The 14,239-nt window shown below is 69.3% G+C and carries 14 protein-coding genes and 1 riboswitch; of the genes, 6 read left to right on the top strand and 8 right to left on the bottom strand.

The features are described 5' to 3' along the window. Nucleotides 1–12: 12 nt before the first annotated feature. Together IG65_RS0123110 and IG65_RS0123105 are read left to right on the top strand one after the other, a co-directional pair. Nucleotides 13–1,335 (top strand): MFS transporter, encoded by a 1,323-nt coding sequence (locus tag IG65_RS0123110; protein ID WP_051756696.1) that lies wholly within the window; start codon nt 13–15, stop codon nt 1,333–1,335. 318 nt (nt 1,336–1,653) lie between these two features. Further along, nucleotides 1,654–2,418, top strand: coding sequence for a hypothetical protein (locus IG65_RS0123105; protein ID WP_030517047.1), 765 nt, complete (start codon nt 1,654–1,656; stop codon nt 2,416–2,418). A 92-nt stretch (nt 2,419–2,510) separates the two neighbouring features. Here IG65_RS0123105 and IG65_RS0123100 read toward each other — a convergent pair whose 3' ends face one another. Further along, on the bottom strand, nt 2,511–2,804 hold the full coding sequence (locus tag IG65_RS0123100) for a hypothetical protein (protein WP_156055731.1): 294 nt from the start codon (nt 2,802–2,804) through the stop codon (nt 2,511–2,513). A 373-nt stretch (nt 2,805–3,177) separates the two neighbouring features. On the opposite strand from IG65_RS0123100, the gene IG65_RS0123095 reads away from it, so the two are divergent. Further along, nucleotides 3,178–3,786: a hypothetical protein gene (locus IG65_RS0123095; RefSeq protein WP_030517045.1), complete on the top strand. Its 609-nt coding sequence runs from the start codon at nt 3,178–3,180 to the stop codon at nt 3,784–3,786. Nucleotides 3,787–3,805: 19 nt separating this feature from the next. Next, entirely contained in the window at nt 3,806–4,543 is a 738-nt protein-coding gene (locus tag IG65_RS0123090; protein WP_030517044.1) for a cobalt-precorrin-6A reductase, read from the top strand. A 67-nt stretch (nt 4,544–4,610) separates the two neighbouring features. Here the strand turns inward: IG65_RS0123090 and IG65_RS0123085 are convergent, their stop codons facing one another. The 6 genes from IG65_RS0123085 to IG65_RS0123060 all read right to left on the bottom strand — a co-directional run bounded on the left by IG65_RS0123085 (nt 4,611) and on the right by IG65_RS0123060 (nt 9,372). Then, nucleotides 4,611–6,203, bottom strand: a complete 1,593-nt coding sequence (locus tag IG65_RS0123085; protein ID WP_051756694.1) for a precorrin-2 C(20)-methyltransferase — start codon at nt 6,201–6,203, stop codon at nt 4,611–4,613. Further along, entirely contained in the window at nt 6,200–6,835 is a 636-nt protein-coding gene (locus tag IG65_RS0123080) for a precorrin-8X methylmutase (protein WP_030517042.1), read from the bottom strand. The genes IG65_RS0123085 and IG65_RS0123080 overlap by 4 nt, the downstream gene beginning before the upstream one ends. Nucleotides 6,836–6,926: 91 nt before the next feature. Next, entirely contained in the window at nt 6,927–7,499 is a 573-nt protein-coding gene (locus IG65_RS35010; protein WP_036525464.1) for a hypothetical protein, read from the bottom strand. Nucleotides 7,500–7,517: 18 nt separating this feature from the next. After that, nucleotides 7,518–8,711: a precorrin-3B synthase gene (cobG, locus tag IG65_RS0123070; protein ID WP_030517040.1), complete on the bottom strand. Its 1,194-nt coding sequence runs from the start codon at nt 8,709–8,711 to the stop codon at nt 7,518–7,520. Between the two features lie 72 nt (nt 8,712–8,783). Next, on the bottom strand, nt 8,784–9,113 hold the full coding sequence (locus tag IG65_RS38600) for a hypothetical protein (protein WP_197039891.1): 330 nt from the start codon (nt 9,111–9,113) through the stop codon (nt 8,784–8,786). 4 nt (nt 9,114–9,117) lie between these two features. Beyond that, nucleotides 9,118–9,372, bottom strand: a complete 255-nt coding sequence (locus IG65_RS0123060) for a hypothetical protein (protein WP_146098565.1) — start codon at nt 9,370–9,372, stop codon at nt 9,118–9,120. Nucleotides 9,373–9,480: 108 nt separating this feature from the next. Next, a riboswitch (cobalamin riboswitch) is annotated at nt 9,481–9,588 on the top strand. Nucleotides 9,589–9,616: 28 nt separating this feature from the next. Between IG65_RS0123060 and cobN the strand changes: the two genes are divergently transcribed. Both cobN and IG65_RS0123050 read left to right on the top strand, forming a co-directional pair. Then, the gene (gene cobN, locus IG65_RS0123055) at nt 9,617–13,240 is read left to right on the top strand and encodes a cobaltochelatase subunit CobN (protein ID WP_030517037.1); all 3,624 of its coding nucleotides are present in this window, start codon (nt 9,617–9,619) and stop codon (nt 13,238–13,240) included. A 94-nt stretch (nt 13,241–13,334) separates the two neighbouring features. Continuing rightward, complete coding sequence (locus tag IG65_RS0123050) at nt 13,335–13,724, top strand: PPOX class F420-dependent oxidoreductase (protein WP_030517036.1); 390 nt, start codon at nt 13,335–13,337, stop codon at nt 13,722–13,724. A 30-nt stretch (nt 13,725–13,754) separates the two neighbouring features. Here the strand turns inward: IG65_RS0123050 and IG65_RS0123045 are convergent, their stop codons facing one another. Then, nucleotides 13,755–14,141, bottom strand: a complete 387-nt coding sequence (locus IG65_RS0123045; protein ID WP_030517035.1) for a PPOX class F420-dependent oxidoreductase — start codon at nt 14,139–14,141, stop codon at nt 13,755–13,757. Between the last annotated feature and the right edge of the window lie 98 nt (nt 14,142–14,239).

Below are 14,239 nucleotides of genomic sequence, written 5' to 3'. Positions count from 1 at the left end.
CGAGGAAGCGCCATGGACCTTCACACCACCCCTGCAAACCCTATTGGGCACGTATCGACGACGACGCCCGACCGCTCCCGCATCTTTCCGTGGGTCGTATTCGCCCTGACCTTCGGGCTGCTGCTGTCGGACTACATGTCTCGGCAGGTCCTCCCGGCGGTGTTCCCATATTTGAAAACGCAATGGGGACTGTCGGATTCGCAGTTGGGCGCGCTCACCAGCGTGGTCGCGTTGATGGTTGCGTTGGGCACGGTGCCGCTGTCGCTGCTGGCCGACCGGTGGGGACGGGTTCGGAGCTTGCTGGTCATGGCGACCTTCTGGAGCGTAGCCACCCTGCTGTGCGCCTGCGCGGGCAACTTCGGCCAGATGCTGGGCGCTCGTTTCCTGCTCGGGGTCGGTGAGGCCGCCTATGGCAGCGTCGGTGCGGCCGTGGTGGTCAGCGTTTTCGCGCCGCGGCTGCGAGCTTCGGTCAGCGGGGCATTTCTCGCCGGCGGTTCCTTCGGCTCGGTCCTCGGAATCGCACTGGGCGGGTTGGTTGCCCGTCACATCGGATGGCGCTGGACCTTCGTTGCGATGGCGATCTTCGGTCTGCTGCTGGTGGCGGCGTTCCGGCTTCTCGTGACCGAACGTAGCCTGCAACGCCACAACATTGCCGATGATGCTGTTCCGCATCAAGATCCGCTACCGGATGCGACGGTGCCGTTGTCGAGCCTGTTCTCCACCGTGTCGGTGTGGTGCGTGTATCTGGCCGGAGGCCTGCAGCTGTTCGTGTCGGCGGTGCTGATGGCGTGGTTGCCCAGCTTCTTCAACCGCTCCTACGGCATGGCTCCCGATCGCGCCGGTCTTACCGCTGCGGTGTATGCGCTATTGATCGGCGTCGGGATGATCGGCTGCGGAATGATCAGCGACCGGATCGCCCGCAGCGGGCCGGCTCGCCTCTGGAGCAGCGTGGCGGTGTACTGCACGGTGTCGCTCGTCGTGCTCACGATTGCTTTCCGGCTGCACACCGGGCCGGCGCAGCTGACCGCTCTCGGCATCGGGGCGTTGTTCTGCGCCGGATCGACCGGTGCGGTGTCTTCCCTGGTCATCGGCCTCACCCATCCCAGCTTGCGCGCGACCGCGTTCGGAACGGCCGTATTGTTCAACAACGTTTTCGGCTTGGCGGCCGGCCCGCTGGTCGTCGGTCTTCTCGCCGATCACTACGGACTTGCCGCCGCGCTGCAGCTGGTGCCACTGGCCTACCTCGGCGTTCTCGCCGCTGCGGCCATAGGCAAACGCGCCGACGCCAGTCGCCATCGGCCGACTCGGTTGCCGGCCGGATCGCCATCGGCTTGACGTACTGCACGCCCGATCCGCGGGTCACCGTTCACGAACACTGTCATTGAAGGTTTGTCATGCTCAATTCCCGCGGCGGCAGTTGCCATTTCCGAGCATCCTCGCCACCAGCAGCAACGACACGCTCGCCGCCGCGTCGCCGGCTCCGCCGAAACCTGGGGCAGCCTCCTCGTCGGGCAGACAACTTCTCCACGAACTGGCCGCCGGCGCAGGCATCCAACCGGACCCCCGCAAGACCGCCGACCCGAAGCTCCACCTCCCCAGAAGCACAGCCCCGAAGGGGCTGCGCCGATCTCACCGATGAAGTTGAGGAACACCATGAAGATGAGGAAAACCGCCGCGACCGCAATCCTCGCGGCAACGGCCATCGCTGTCACCACCGCCACCGCGAATGCCGCACCCCAACCCGGCGACCCGTCACCCGCGGCCGTGCACTACGAACTACACCGCGACGGCGGTTCCGCCGTCCTCACCACCTCCGACGGCAAAGTGAAAGTCATCGGCGACCAACTGGTCCTCACCGACCAGGAAGAGCAACCAGTCGCTGCCATTCCGCTCACCTACCAAATCGATAGCACCGCACACCCCATCGACGCGCGCATCGACGGCAGCACAGCCGTCCTGACCCCATCCAAGGACAGCTCCCGACCGGTCCAAGCTGTCGGCCGCGACCAGATCATCCCTGTCGAGAAAGCCGCGCAGATCGCCGAATCGATCAATCCCCGCGACGCGCAAGCCCTCGGCACCTTCACCCAGCGAGTCACCATCGGCGCCGGCGTGAGCGCCATCCTCGGGGCGGTACTCGGCGGCGGAATCGGCTGCCTTGTCGGCGGCGCCGCCGGCGCCGCCGTCTCCAGCCCGGTCATCTTCCTGCTGGCGCCCTTTGTCGGCGCCACCATCGCAGGCTGCGTCCTCGGCGCGGCCACTCTCGGCGCCGTCGGGTCGATGGCCGGCCTCATACTCGCGGGCGGACCCATCACCCTGTTCGCTGCCATCCAATACTTCTCCACCATCCTCACGCCCTGCCCACCCAACGTCCCCGCGTGCAAAGACCCCCTCCAGCCCGCGGCACCCGCGAAATAGGAGACCTCCCAGATTCCGCCCTGTTCTCCGTGCAAGTTGGTCGGAAGCAGGACCGGACCAACCCCCTACGCGGATGCCCGGCCCGCTCGCGATCAGCGTGGCGGCCGGGCATCCGCCCAGCCGAAGGACAGTCGTCGTTCGCTCAGCTGTGCGCCGAGCCGGACGACGAGCCGCTCCGAATGCCGCTGGCCGAACCGGATGGAAGCCGGAGGTGGTGTCCGGCGCGGGTACCCCGTTCGCGGGCACACGTCGAACAGCGCTTGCAGGGTCAACCGCCGGAAGATCAGGCCGAGGATGACGTGATGGCGATATGCCACCGACGGCGGAAGATCCGCGATATCGCAGATGCAGGAATACAACTCGGCCGGCCTAGCCGCTGTCCCCACCGCACTTACGGCAGTCCTGCCGAAACGGCGGCAAGTTGCCTCGCTTCACCACCGATCACGCCCAGCACGGTGATGCGCGAGGGCACCGAGCTGGATTGGTCGCCGGACGCAGCGCGGACAAGGCGAGGGCCGGTGCACAATTGGGCCATTCGGAAGGGTCGTCGACCGCAACGCGTCACTACATCGACAAGCGTGGGTTCGAGTAGAAGGCAATCGACAACTCCCAGTGGTTGGAGTACCTGAATCCCAAAAGTGACGGTAAAGTAACGATTCTGGCTCGATTCCCACAGTCGGCAGCCGCCTGACCTGCGGAAATGTTTCGAGTCAGCGCAATCCGATCGTTATGTCGGGTGATCGATCCGATGGGAAATAGATGAGATTCACCAATATTGTCGGCACCTCGCTGATCGCCATCGCGGCGACGAGCATCGCCTACGGTACCGCTTACGCCGAGCCTGCCGCCCCCGCGCCGGCTCCGAGCCAGGTGCAGACCCAGCAGAGCCCGGCCGTGCAAGGCACGGACCAGGGTGTCGGCTACACCACCGAACTCGCCGATATGGGCAACAAGATCGTCACCACGGTGACGGGCGGAAAGTTCGCCCTCACCTCGGACAAGTCGGCGGTCACCCTGACCAATGACAAGGGTGCCGTGGTGATGAGCTACCCGCTTTCGGCCAAGGGCCCCAACGGCACTTCCGTCGCCGCCGCCGTGAACGAGGACGGCACCAGCCTGACGCTGACCCCGCAGGGGCAGCCGATCTCGTCGGTGAAGAACATCTCCGGTCAGGACTGGTTCTTCTCCGAGTTGCAGCACGCCTCGCTGGGTGCCGCGGTGGGCGCGGTGATCGGCTTCCTGGTCGGCCTGCTGTTCATCGGCATCGGCTCGATCCCGGGTGCGGTGCTGGGTGGTGTGATCGGCCTGCTGGTCGCGGGTGGTCAGCCGCTGATCGACTCCGCCTTCGCCTACTTCAGCGGCAACTGACACCGGAAGTGCTGCGACACTGAAGGTTCTGATTCTCGGCGGCACCCGGGAAGCCCGGCAGCTGGCCGAAATCGTCTCCGGCGAGCGAGGATTCGACATCGTCTCCTCGCTCGCCGGACGTGTGCGTGAACCGGTCCTGCCCGCCGGTGCGGTGCGCATCGGCGGCTTCGGTGGCGTCGAGGGGCTGCGGAACTGGCTGGCGGACAATGCGATCGAGGCGGTCGTCGATGCCACTCATCCCTTCGCGGGCACCATCTCAGCGCATGCGGCCGACGCGGCACGAGCGGGTGGGGTGCCGATCGTGCACCTCCGCCGGCCGGGCTGGTCCGAACAACCCGGTGACCGGTGGTCGCGGGTGCCTGATCTGGCCGCCGCCGCCCGCGCCGCGGCCGACTTCGACCGCGTCTTTCTCACCATCGGCCGCCAGGGCGTGGCCGCCTTCGCCGAGCTCGATGAGCCGTGGTTTCTCATCCGCGCCATCGACCCGCCCACCGGACCCGTTCCGCCGCATCATCTTCTGCTTCTCGCCCGTGGCCCGTTCACCGTGGCCGAGGAAATCGACTTGCTGCGCGAGCACCGCATCTCCGCGATGGTGACCAAGGACAGCGGCGGCGACCTCACTGCCGCCAAGCTGACTGCCGCACGTACGTGCGGCATTCCGGTCGTAGTCGTCGACCGGCCGCCCGTGCCCGCCGGTGTCGAGTGCGCGGAATCCGTTGCGGCGGCCTGGGATTGGTTGAACGCGCTGCGAGGCTGAGGCTCGCACCGCCACGCGGTGTCCGGACCCGTTCCGCAGCAGCGAGACCGCGCCGGCCGGTGGGGCCTTACCGGTCGGCCGCGACCGTCGCCGCGTTGTCCTGCGCGGCCTGCCCGTACCGCCTCGAGGTGAATACCCGCGTTCCGTGCGGGGTCTCGACCGTGGCGGTGGTGGACGCGCCGATGATGAGCAGCGTGCGCATATCCACCTCGTCCGGATTCAGCTCGGCGAGGGTCGTCACACGCACCGATTCGGTCGGCCCGCCCACATCGCGCCCCAGAACCACCGGGGTGTCCGGGCCGCGATGCTCGAGGACGAGTTCACGCAGGGCGCCCACCTGCCATCGCCGCTGAGTGGAGGCCGGGTTGTAGATCGCGAGCGCCATATCGGCCGCGGCGACCGCCGAAATCCGTTGTGCCACGGTCTCCCACGGCTTGAGACGGTCCGAGAGCGAGATCATCGCGAAGTCGTGGCCGAGCGGCGCGCCGATGCGGGCGGCCACGGCACTCGCCGCGGTGACCCCGGGCAGCACCCGAACCGGCACATCGCGCCACTGCGGATCGGCCGATTCCTCGACCACCGCCGCGGCCATCGCGAACACCCCGGGATCGCCGGAGGACACCACCACCACCCGCGCCCCGGATTTCGCGAGATCCAATGCCATGGCGGCGCGTTCGGATTCGACCCGGTTGTCACTGAGATGGCGGCGCTGCCCGGGGCGGACCGGCACCCGATTCACGTAGGTGGTGTAGCCGACGATATCGGTCGCCGTCGCGAGGGCGCGGGTGACCTCGGGCGTGGTCCACTGCGCGGAGCCGGGGCCCAGTCCCACGACGACGACCTCGCCGACCTCGGGAACGCCCGATCCGGCCGAATCGCCGTGAGCCGCAGCGGGTTCGGTGGTGGTGAACGGTATCTCGGTGGTCGGTGCGGGCCCGGGCACCACGGTGATCGCGAAATACGGCACATCGGCGTCGGAGACATCGGCGGCGCGCAGGATCCGCTGCCGTCCGGTGCTGGCTCGTTCCACGTAGTAGGCGTCATCGAGCCGCCCGGCCTTCGACAGCGCTTGCCGCACACCGGGATAGGTGCGGCCGAGCTTCATGATCGCCGCGGCGTCGGCGTCGGCGAGGCGTTCGGCCAGCTGATCCGGCGGCATGGTCCCGGGCAGCACCGTCAGCACCTGCTCACCCTCCACCAGGGGTGTGCCGAGCGCCGCGGAGGCGGCACTGACCGAGGTGATGCCCGGGATGATCTCCGCGGGGAACCGGTCGGCCAGGCGCCGGTGCATATGCATGTACGAGCTGTAGAACAGCGGATCGCCCGCCGCCAGGAGCGCGACGGTGCGGCCCGCGGCCAGATGTCCGGCCAGCAGCTCGGCGGCACGTTCGTAGAACTCGTCGATCGCGCCCTGATAGCCGCCCGGATGGTCGGTGGTCTCGGTGGTCACCGGATAGACCAGATGTTCCTCCAGCTGCCCGGGCCGCATGTACGGCGCCGCGATCGAGCGGGAGATGCTGCGACCGTGGCGGGCGCTGTGGAAGGCGATGACGTCAGCGGATTCGATGACGCGAGCCGCCTTCACCGTCACCAGCTCCGGATCCCCGGGGCCGAGTCCCACGCCCCACAACTTTCCGGGCGCCACGTCCTGAGCACTCATTCCTGCTCGCTCGCGATCGCGTTCAGGGCGGCGGCGGTGATGGCGCTGCCGCCGCGCCGGCCGTGCACGGTGAGGTATTCGATATCGCCGTATTCGGCGAGGGCCTGTTTGGATTCGGCGGCGCCGACGAAGCCCACCGGGATGCCCAGCACCGCCGCGGGGCGGGGGGCGCCGGCGTCGAGCATGTCCAGCAGATGGAACAGCGCGGTCGGGGCATTGCCGATCGCGACCACGGCGCCGTCGAGGCGATCACGCCACAATTCCAGTGCCGCAGCCGATCTCGTATTGCCCATCTCCCGCGCCAGCTGCGGTACCCGCGGATCGGCGAGCAGGCACAGCACCTCGTTGTCGGCCGGCAGCCGTTTGCGGGTGACGCCGGAGGCGACCATGGTGGCATCGCACAGGATCGGCGCGCCGCGGCGCAGCGCGGCGCGGGCCGCCGCCACGACCTGCGGGCTGTGCGAGATGTCGGTGGTCAGATCGACCTGTCCGCACGCGTGGATCATGCGCACCACCACCTGCGCGACATCGGCCGGGAACCGCGCCAGATCGGCTTCGGCCCGGATCGTCGCGAACGAGCGCCGATAGATCTCGGCCCCGTCGGTGAGGTAGCTGGTACGCACATCGGACATGGGCATCACCCTAGCGGTGAGTTTCCGGGGCCCGAGCGGCAGCGTGGGCGAGGAGCCACCCGGCCCGCGACATCGAGTTGCCCCCGCGAAATCAGAACGGCAACCGCGCCCGCCACGGCGATTCGGCCGGGTCGTGCAGGGGATTGGCGAAGACGAGATAGCGGAACAGGGCCAGCGCCCCGGTGAGCAGCAGCACCGCGAGCGGGACCTCGGCGAGCACGGCCGTCGCGATCGACACCCGGATGTCGTCGGGACCGGCGGTGGTCGTGTCGAACCAGGCGTCGGCGAGCAGCAGCACCCCGGTGCCGGAGGCCGGCAGGATCACCAGCGCCCGCCGCCGCCAGCCGAGGTAGGCGGTGGTCGCCATCATCACCACCAGCAGGATGTCGAAGCCGATCCACACCAGCGCCCAATGATTCGCGTCGTAGTCCTGCGGCAGCGTGAACCCGAGGTAGACCAGCCACGGGATCATCGCGACCGAACCGCCGACCATCAGCGACAGGCGTAGTCCGCGGGCCACGCGTACCCGGCGCGGATGCGGCCGCACCCGGTCGGGCCGCAGCCGCGCGACCAGTTCGAGCCGCTGGGGGAGCGAGAGCTGTGCGATCTGCGCATCGGAGAGCAGGCCGGCGGTGGACGGCGACTGATCCGCGGACGAGTCCATCGATCCAGTGTGCGCGAGTCAGTCGTCCGCGCGAGGTCCGGTGATGCGATAGCCGCCGGATTCGGCGACCACCTCGGTCACCGGCCCGGCCGGACGCCCGCATTGCCGATCGCAGCCGGACCAGTGCTGCCGGCCGGCGACGACCACCTGATCGGCCGCGACGCCCGACAGGTCCGGCGCCGGGGCGCCGAGCGGGAGCACGCGGCCGGACATGACGGCGTCGGCCGCGTCGGCCCGCACGTCCGTCAGTGATTTCGCGCAACCAGGTCGCCCGGCGCACGCCGTCACCGCGAGCCACGGTGAGTTCGCGTCGAAGATCAGGCCCATCGGCGCCAGCACCCGCACCACCTGCTCGGCCGTCCACTCGTCCATATCGGCCAGGACGAGGCTGCGCCAGGGGGTGATCAGAATCGGATGTTCCACCGCCGCAACGAATTCCGCGGTCCGGGCGGGCAGGGCGCCCAGCGGCACCGCCGCCCCGAGCGCGACCCGGTCGTCGGCCTGGGTGAGCCATCCGATCGGAATATCGTGGCGGGCAACGAGATCCATCGGTTCGGCGGTCGGTTCCAGAGCCAATTCGGCCAGGATCCGGGCCGGGCCGTCGGCGACCTCGCGTAGTCGCCACTGCTCGCCGCGCAGCCGCTGGAAACCGTGGGCCGCCGCCAGCATCGTGTCCACCGCCCGGTCGGCGCCGATCCGCGCGCCCGAATCGCGCCCGGCCAGGACCAGCGCGAACTCGGCCTCGTCGGTGGCGTGCACGCCGATATCGCCGCCGAGACCACTGATGTCGCCGCGGCCGTCGTCGAGGGTGAACAGCACGCGCCCGGGCAGTGCGGCCAACTCCGGCGCCTGCCGCAGCTCCGCATCGAGTCGCGCGGCCAGCGGATGCACATCGCTCCAGCCGCCCACCCGGCCCGACAGCGGCGACACCACGATGTTGCGCACCCGCTCGTGGGTGGGCGCGGGCAGCAGCTCGGCCTGTTCGAGCCGCTCGGCCAGGGCCGCCGCATCGTGCATCTGCCGCAATTGCACATTGCCGCGGGAGGTCAGTTCGATACTGCCGTTGCCGAGCTCGTCGGCCGCCGCGGCCAGCACCCGCAGTTGATCGGGGGTGATCGCGCCGCCGGGCAGCCGGATCCGGGCCAGCGGACCGTCGGCGGCCTGATGCAGGCGCAGGACACCGGGGCAGGAGTCGGGGGCGGAGCGCGTCATGATGCCACCAGCCTACGAGCCGGGCGGACGGCGAACGCGGGCGAGGCCGGGGCGCGTCCGCGGTTCACGGTGTCAGTGACCGCGCCTCAGGTGCAGGCGGCGTCGCGGATCGTGCGCCGTACGGGACGGTTCTAGCGGGGCGGCCGGCCAGGAGGGATCGAACAGCAGGCTGGGGCCTGCGTGGTGGGCGACCCGGTCGTGATGGGCGGTCGCGCCGAACAGGCTCATCCCGCCGAGGAAGGCGGCGGCGCAGATCGCGCCGGCGACGAGAGCCCAGCCGCGATGGCCGCTCGCGGCCGCGGTGAGTCCCATCGCCAGGCTGCCGAATCCGATCAGAACGCAGAAGTAGCTGGTCCAGGCGACCATACGGTTGCGCCGCACCCAAGGCGGGGTGGCGGGCATCGGCTCACCGGTCCTTCGGGCTGCTCTCGTCCCGGGCGCGGATCACGGCCTGCCACAGCTGGTCGTCGACGTAACTGTCCGACAACAGATGTGGTGTGTCGTGGCGTTCGACGTGGTCGCGGCGGACCGTGGACTCGAAGACCAGCAGCCCGAAGATCGCGACCGCCGCACAGGCGCCGGCGGCGACGAGCAACAGCCCGCCGTGACCCCCGGCCGCAGCGGCCAAAGCCATGGCCAGCAATGCAACAGCAACCATCATGCATGTAATTCCCGACCAGGCGGCAAAGCGGTTCCGCCTGCTCCATCCCGGTGAGTTCGGCATATTCACAGCGTACGCCGCGGGATCGGATCGGGAAATACCGGTCACAGCAGTGCGATAGCATCCGGGGGCTCGCCGATACGAGGAAAGCCGGTGCAATTCCGGTGCGGTCGCGCCACTGTGACAGTCAGACCCTCCGGGCGGGCGGCCGTATCCGCTATGGGCGCGTCACCCGAGGAGAACCGTGATCCTGCTGCTGTCCACGTCCGACACCGATCTGCTGTCCGCGCGCGCGAGCGGCGCCGACTATCGGCTCGCCAACCCGGCCCGGCTGCTGGTCGAGGATCTGCCGGGACTGCTCGAGGGCGCCGATCTGGTCGTGGTGCGCATCCTGGGCGGTCGCCGCGCCTGGGAGGAAGGGCTGGACGCGGTCCGTGCCACGGGGATCCCGCTGGTGGCCCTGGGCGGCGAGATGGCGCCCGATGCCGAACTGATGGAGTGCTCGACGGTCCCGGGTGGCGTGGCCGCGGACGCGCACAACTATCTGGCCGCGGGCGGGCCCGGCAATTTGCGGCAGCTGCACAACTTCCTGTCCGACACCGTGCTGCTGACCGGTCACGGATTCGAGCCGCCGGTCCAGCTGCCCTCCTGGGGTGAGCTCGACCGCACGCCGAAGGATTTGTCCGGCAACGATTCCCGGCTCGCCGACGCGCCGACGGTGGCCGTGTTGTACTACCGCGCCCAGCACCTGGCCGGGAATACGGCCTACGTCGAGGCGCTGTGCGGCGCGCTGGAACAGGCCGGCGCCCGCCCGCTGCCGCTGTACTGCGCGTCGCTGCGCAACGCCGAACCGGATCTGCTCGACACGCTGCGCCGCGCGGACGCGCTGGTGGTGACCGTGCTGGCCGCGGGCGGCACCAAACCCGCGACCGCGGCCGCCGGCGGTGACGACGAGGCCTGGGATATCGGCGCGCTCGCCGACCTGGATGTGCCGATCCTGCAGGGTCTGTGCCTGACCAGCGGCCGGGACCAGTGGGCGGACAACGACGACGGCCTCTCGCCGCTGGATGTCGCCACCCAGGTCGCGGTGCCGGAATTCGACGGTCGGATCATCACGGTGCCGTTCTCGTTCAAGGAGTTCGACGCCGACGGCCTGTCGACCTATGTGCCCGACCCGGAGCGGGCGGCGCGGGTCGCGGGTATCGCGGTGCGCCACGCGCGACTGCGGCATCTGCCGGTGGCGCAGCGCCGGATCGCGCTGATGCTGTCGGCGTATCCGACCAAGCACGCCCGCATCGGCAATGCCGTCGGGCTGGACACCCCCGCCAGCGCGATCCGGCTGCTGACCGAGATGCGCACGGCCGGTTACGATCTCGGCACGCCGGGTGAGGTTCCGGGCCTCGAGGAGCGCGACGGCGATGCGCTCATCCACGCGTTGATCGCCGCCGGTGGTCAGGATCCGGACTGGCTGAGCGCGGAACAGTTGGAGGGCAATCCGATTCGCATCGGCGCCCGGCAGTACTCGGCCTGGTTCGCCACCCTGCCCGAGGAATTGCGCACCGCGGCCGTCGAGGCGTGGGGCCCGCCGCCGGGCGAACTGTTCGTCGACCGCTCCGCCGATCCGGACGGCGAAATCGTCATCGCCGCACTGCGTTTCGGAAATGTCGTGCTGCTGGTGCAGCCGCCGCGCGGCTTCGGCGAGAATCCGGTCGCGATCTACCACGATCCGGATCTGCCGCCCAGCCACCACTATCTGGCGGTGTACCGGTGGTTGTCCGCGGCGGCCGGCGAGGGCGGATTCGGCGCCGACGCGATGGTGCATCTGGGCAAACACGGCAATCTGGAATGGCTGCCCGGCAAGACGCTGGGGATGTCGGCGGCCTGCGGCACCGACGCCGCCCTCGGCGATCTGCCGCTGATCTATCCGTTCCTGGTCAACGATCCCGGTGAGGGCACCCAGGCCAAACGCCGCGCCCACGCCACGCTGGTCGACCACCTCATTCCCCCGATGGCCCGCGCGGAGACCTACGGCGATATCGCTCGCCTGGAACAGTTGCTCGACGAGCATGCCAACATCTCGGCGCTGGATCCGGCCAAGCTGCCCGCGATCCGCCAGCAGATCTGGACCCTGATGCGGGCCGCGAAGATGGACCACGACCTGGGGCTCGAGGAGCGACCGGACGAGGACACCTTCGACGACATGCTGCTGCACGTCGACGGCTGGCTGTGCGAGATCAAGGATGTGCAGATTCGCGACGGCCTGCACATCCTGGGCCAGGCCCCGGCCGGCGAGGGTGAACTGGATCTGGTGCTGGCCATGTTGCGCGCCCGCCAGCTGTGGGGTGGGGAAGTCGCGGTGCCGGGGCTGCGCGAGGCGCTGGGGCTCGACGAATCCGGGGAGGAATCGCGCGAGCGCGTCGATGTCGTCGAGCAGCGCGCCCGGACGCTGCTGGCCGCACTGCAGGCCGCGGAGTGGTCGCCGGCGGCGGTGGAGGAGCTGGTGGCTCGCCACGAACCCGCCGCCCCGGACACCCTCGCGGCCGTATTGCGCTTCGCCGCAACCGAAGTCGTGCCCCGGTTGCGGCAGACCGGAGTCGAGATCGAGCGGATCCTGCACGCCCTGGACGGTGGATTCATCCCGGCCGGGCCGAGCGGTTCGCCGCTGCGCGGTCTGATCAACGTGCTGCCGACCGGGCGGAACTTCTATTCCGTGGATCCGAAGGCCGTGCCGTCGCGGCTGGCCTGGGAGACCGGCCAGGCGATGGCGGATTCGCTGCTCGAGCGCTACCGCGCCGATCACGGCGACTACCCGCGCTCGGTTGGGCTCTCGGTGTGGGGCACCTCGGCCATGCGGACCGCCGGTGACGATATCGCCGAGGTGTTCGCGCTGCTGGGTGTGCGGCCGGTGTGGGACGAGGCGAGCCGCCGGGTGACCCGCCTGGAGGTTATCGACCTGGCCGAGCTGGGCCGCCCGCGCATCGACGTCACCGTGCGAATCTCCGGATTCTTCCGCGACGCGTTCCCGCACGTGCTGGCGCTGCTCGACGACGCGGTCCGGCTGGTCGCCGAGCTGGACGAACCGGCGGAATCGAATTACGTTCGCGCGCACACCGATTCGGATCTGGCCGAGCACGGTGACCGGCGCCGCGCCACCACCCGGATCTTCGGATCCAAACCCGGTACCTACGGTGCCGGTCTGCTGCAGCTGATCGACTCCAAGAGCTGGCGCACCGACGACGATCTGGCCCAGGTGTACACCACCTGGGGCGGCTACGCCTACGGCCGTGGCCTGGACGGCGCGCCGGCCGCCGACGATATGCGCGCTGCCTACCGGCGCATCGCGGTCGCGGCCAAGAACACCGACACCCGTGAGCACGACATCGCCGATTCCGACGACTACTTCCAGTACCACGGGGGCATGGTCGCCGCCGTCCGCGCGCTGACCGGCAAGAATCCCGAGGCCTACATCGGCGATTCGACGCGTCCCGACGCGGTACGCACCCGCACCCTCTCCGAGGAGACCACCCGGGTGTTCCGCTCCCGCGTGGTCAATCCGCGCTGGCTCGAGGCGATGCGCCGGCACGGCTACAAGGGTGCGTTCGAGATGGCCGCGACGGTCGACTACCTGTTCGGTTACGACGCCACCACCAATGTCGTCGCCGACTGGATGTACGAAAAGCTTTCGGAGAGCTACGTTTTCGACGATGTGAACCGCAAGTTCATGACCGAGTCGAATCCGTGGGCACTGCACGGCATCGCCGAACGCCTGCTCGAGGCGGCCGAACGCAAACTGTGGGAGGCCCCGCAGCCGGAAACGCTGGACCGGCTGCGGCAGATCTACCTCGAAACCGAGGGCGAACTCGAGTAGTGCGCCCCGGTGCGGCCGCTACGTCGGCGGGCGCACCGGATCCTGCGCCGCGCGGCGGATGTGCTGGCGGGGGTTCGGCCCCTACCGTGGGGATATGACCTGGAACGAGCTCGCACAGCAGAAGTACGTCCTGCTCACCACCTACAAGAAGGACGGCACGCCGGTCGGGGCCCCGGTCTGGGTGGCTCCCGACGGCGACCGGCTGGTGGTCTGGACCAATCCGAAGAGCTGGAAGGTGAAACGGCTGCACCGCAACGCCGCGGTGACGGTCCAGGCCTGCGACGCCCGCGGCCGCACGTCCGGATCGCCGGTGAGCGCCGGGACGGCGCGCGTCCTCGATGGCGACGGGACCGAACGGGTCCGCGATCTCATCGCCCGCAAATACGGCGTGATCGGCACCCTGCTGATCCGCGGCCACAAGTTGATCTTCGGCAAGGATCGCTCGGTCGGGCTGGCGATCACCGCCCAACCGGCGGGGGAGTGACCACCGCCGATCGAGTGAGATCTTCTCGGATCAGGCTGGGACAGCGGCGATTTCGATGCCGATCGTGCCCTTGCGGCCGCGCCGCAGCACGCTGCCGGTGACGATCAGCCAGCCCATGAGCGAATACTTGCGCTTGATCAGCTGCCGGGTCCGGTCGCTGCCCTCCTCGTCGAGCACCCGGGCGGTGCCGCGCACGATCTCCCCGTGCGGCTTACCCGACACGCTGCAGGGCTGCAGGGTGACCTCCGGATTGCGCCGCACCCGCTTGACCTTCCAGGCCGCGGTCTCGGTCCAGACGTACAACTTCGCATCGTCGAGCGCCGCCCACACCGGGGTCGCGACCGGTGTGCCGTCCTTCTTGTAGGTGGTGAGCAGAACGTAGTTCGCGGTACCGGCGGGGCCGAAAGGATTGTCCACGACTGCCGAGCCTAATCGGTCGAGCCCGGAGGCGGCGGCGGAGCGTCACCAACCTCCGTTCCCCGATCCTGCTCCGAACGACACTGCCTGATCGGCAT

It is taken from the genome of Nocardia sp. NRRL WC-3656, from assembly GCF_000720265.1.
GTDB classification, from domain to species: Bacteria; Actinomycetota; Actinomycetes; order Mycobacteriales; family Mycobacteriaceae; genus Nocardia; species Nocardia nova.
The sequence above is the reverse complement of the archived record's forward strand: the minus strand, read 5'-3'. Positions and strand labels throughout refer to the sequence as shown.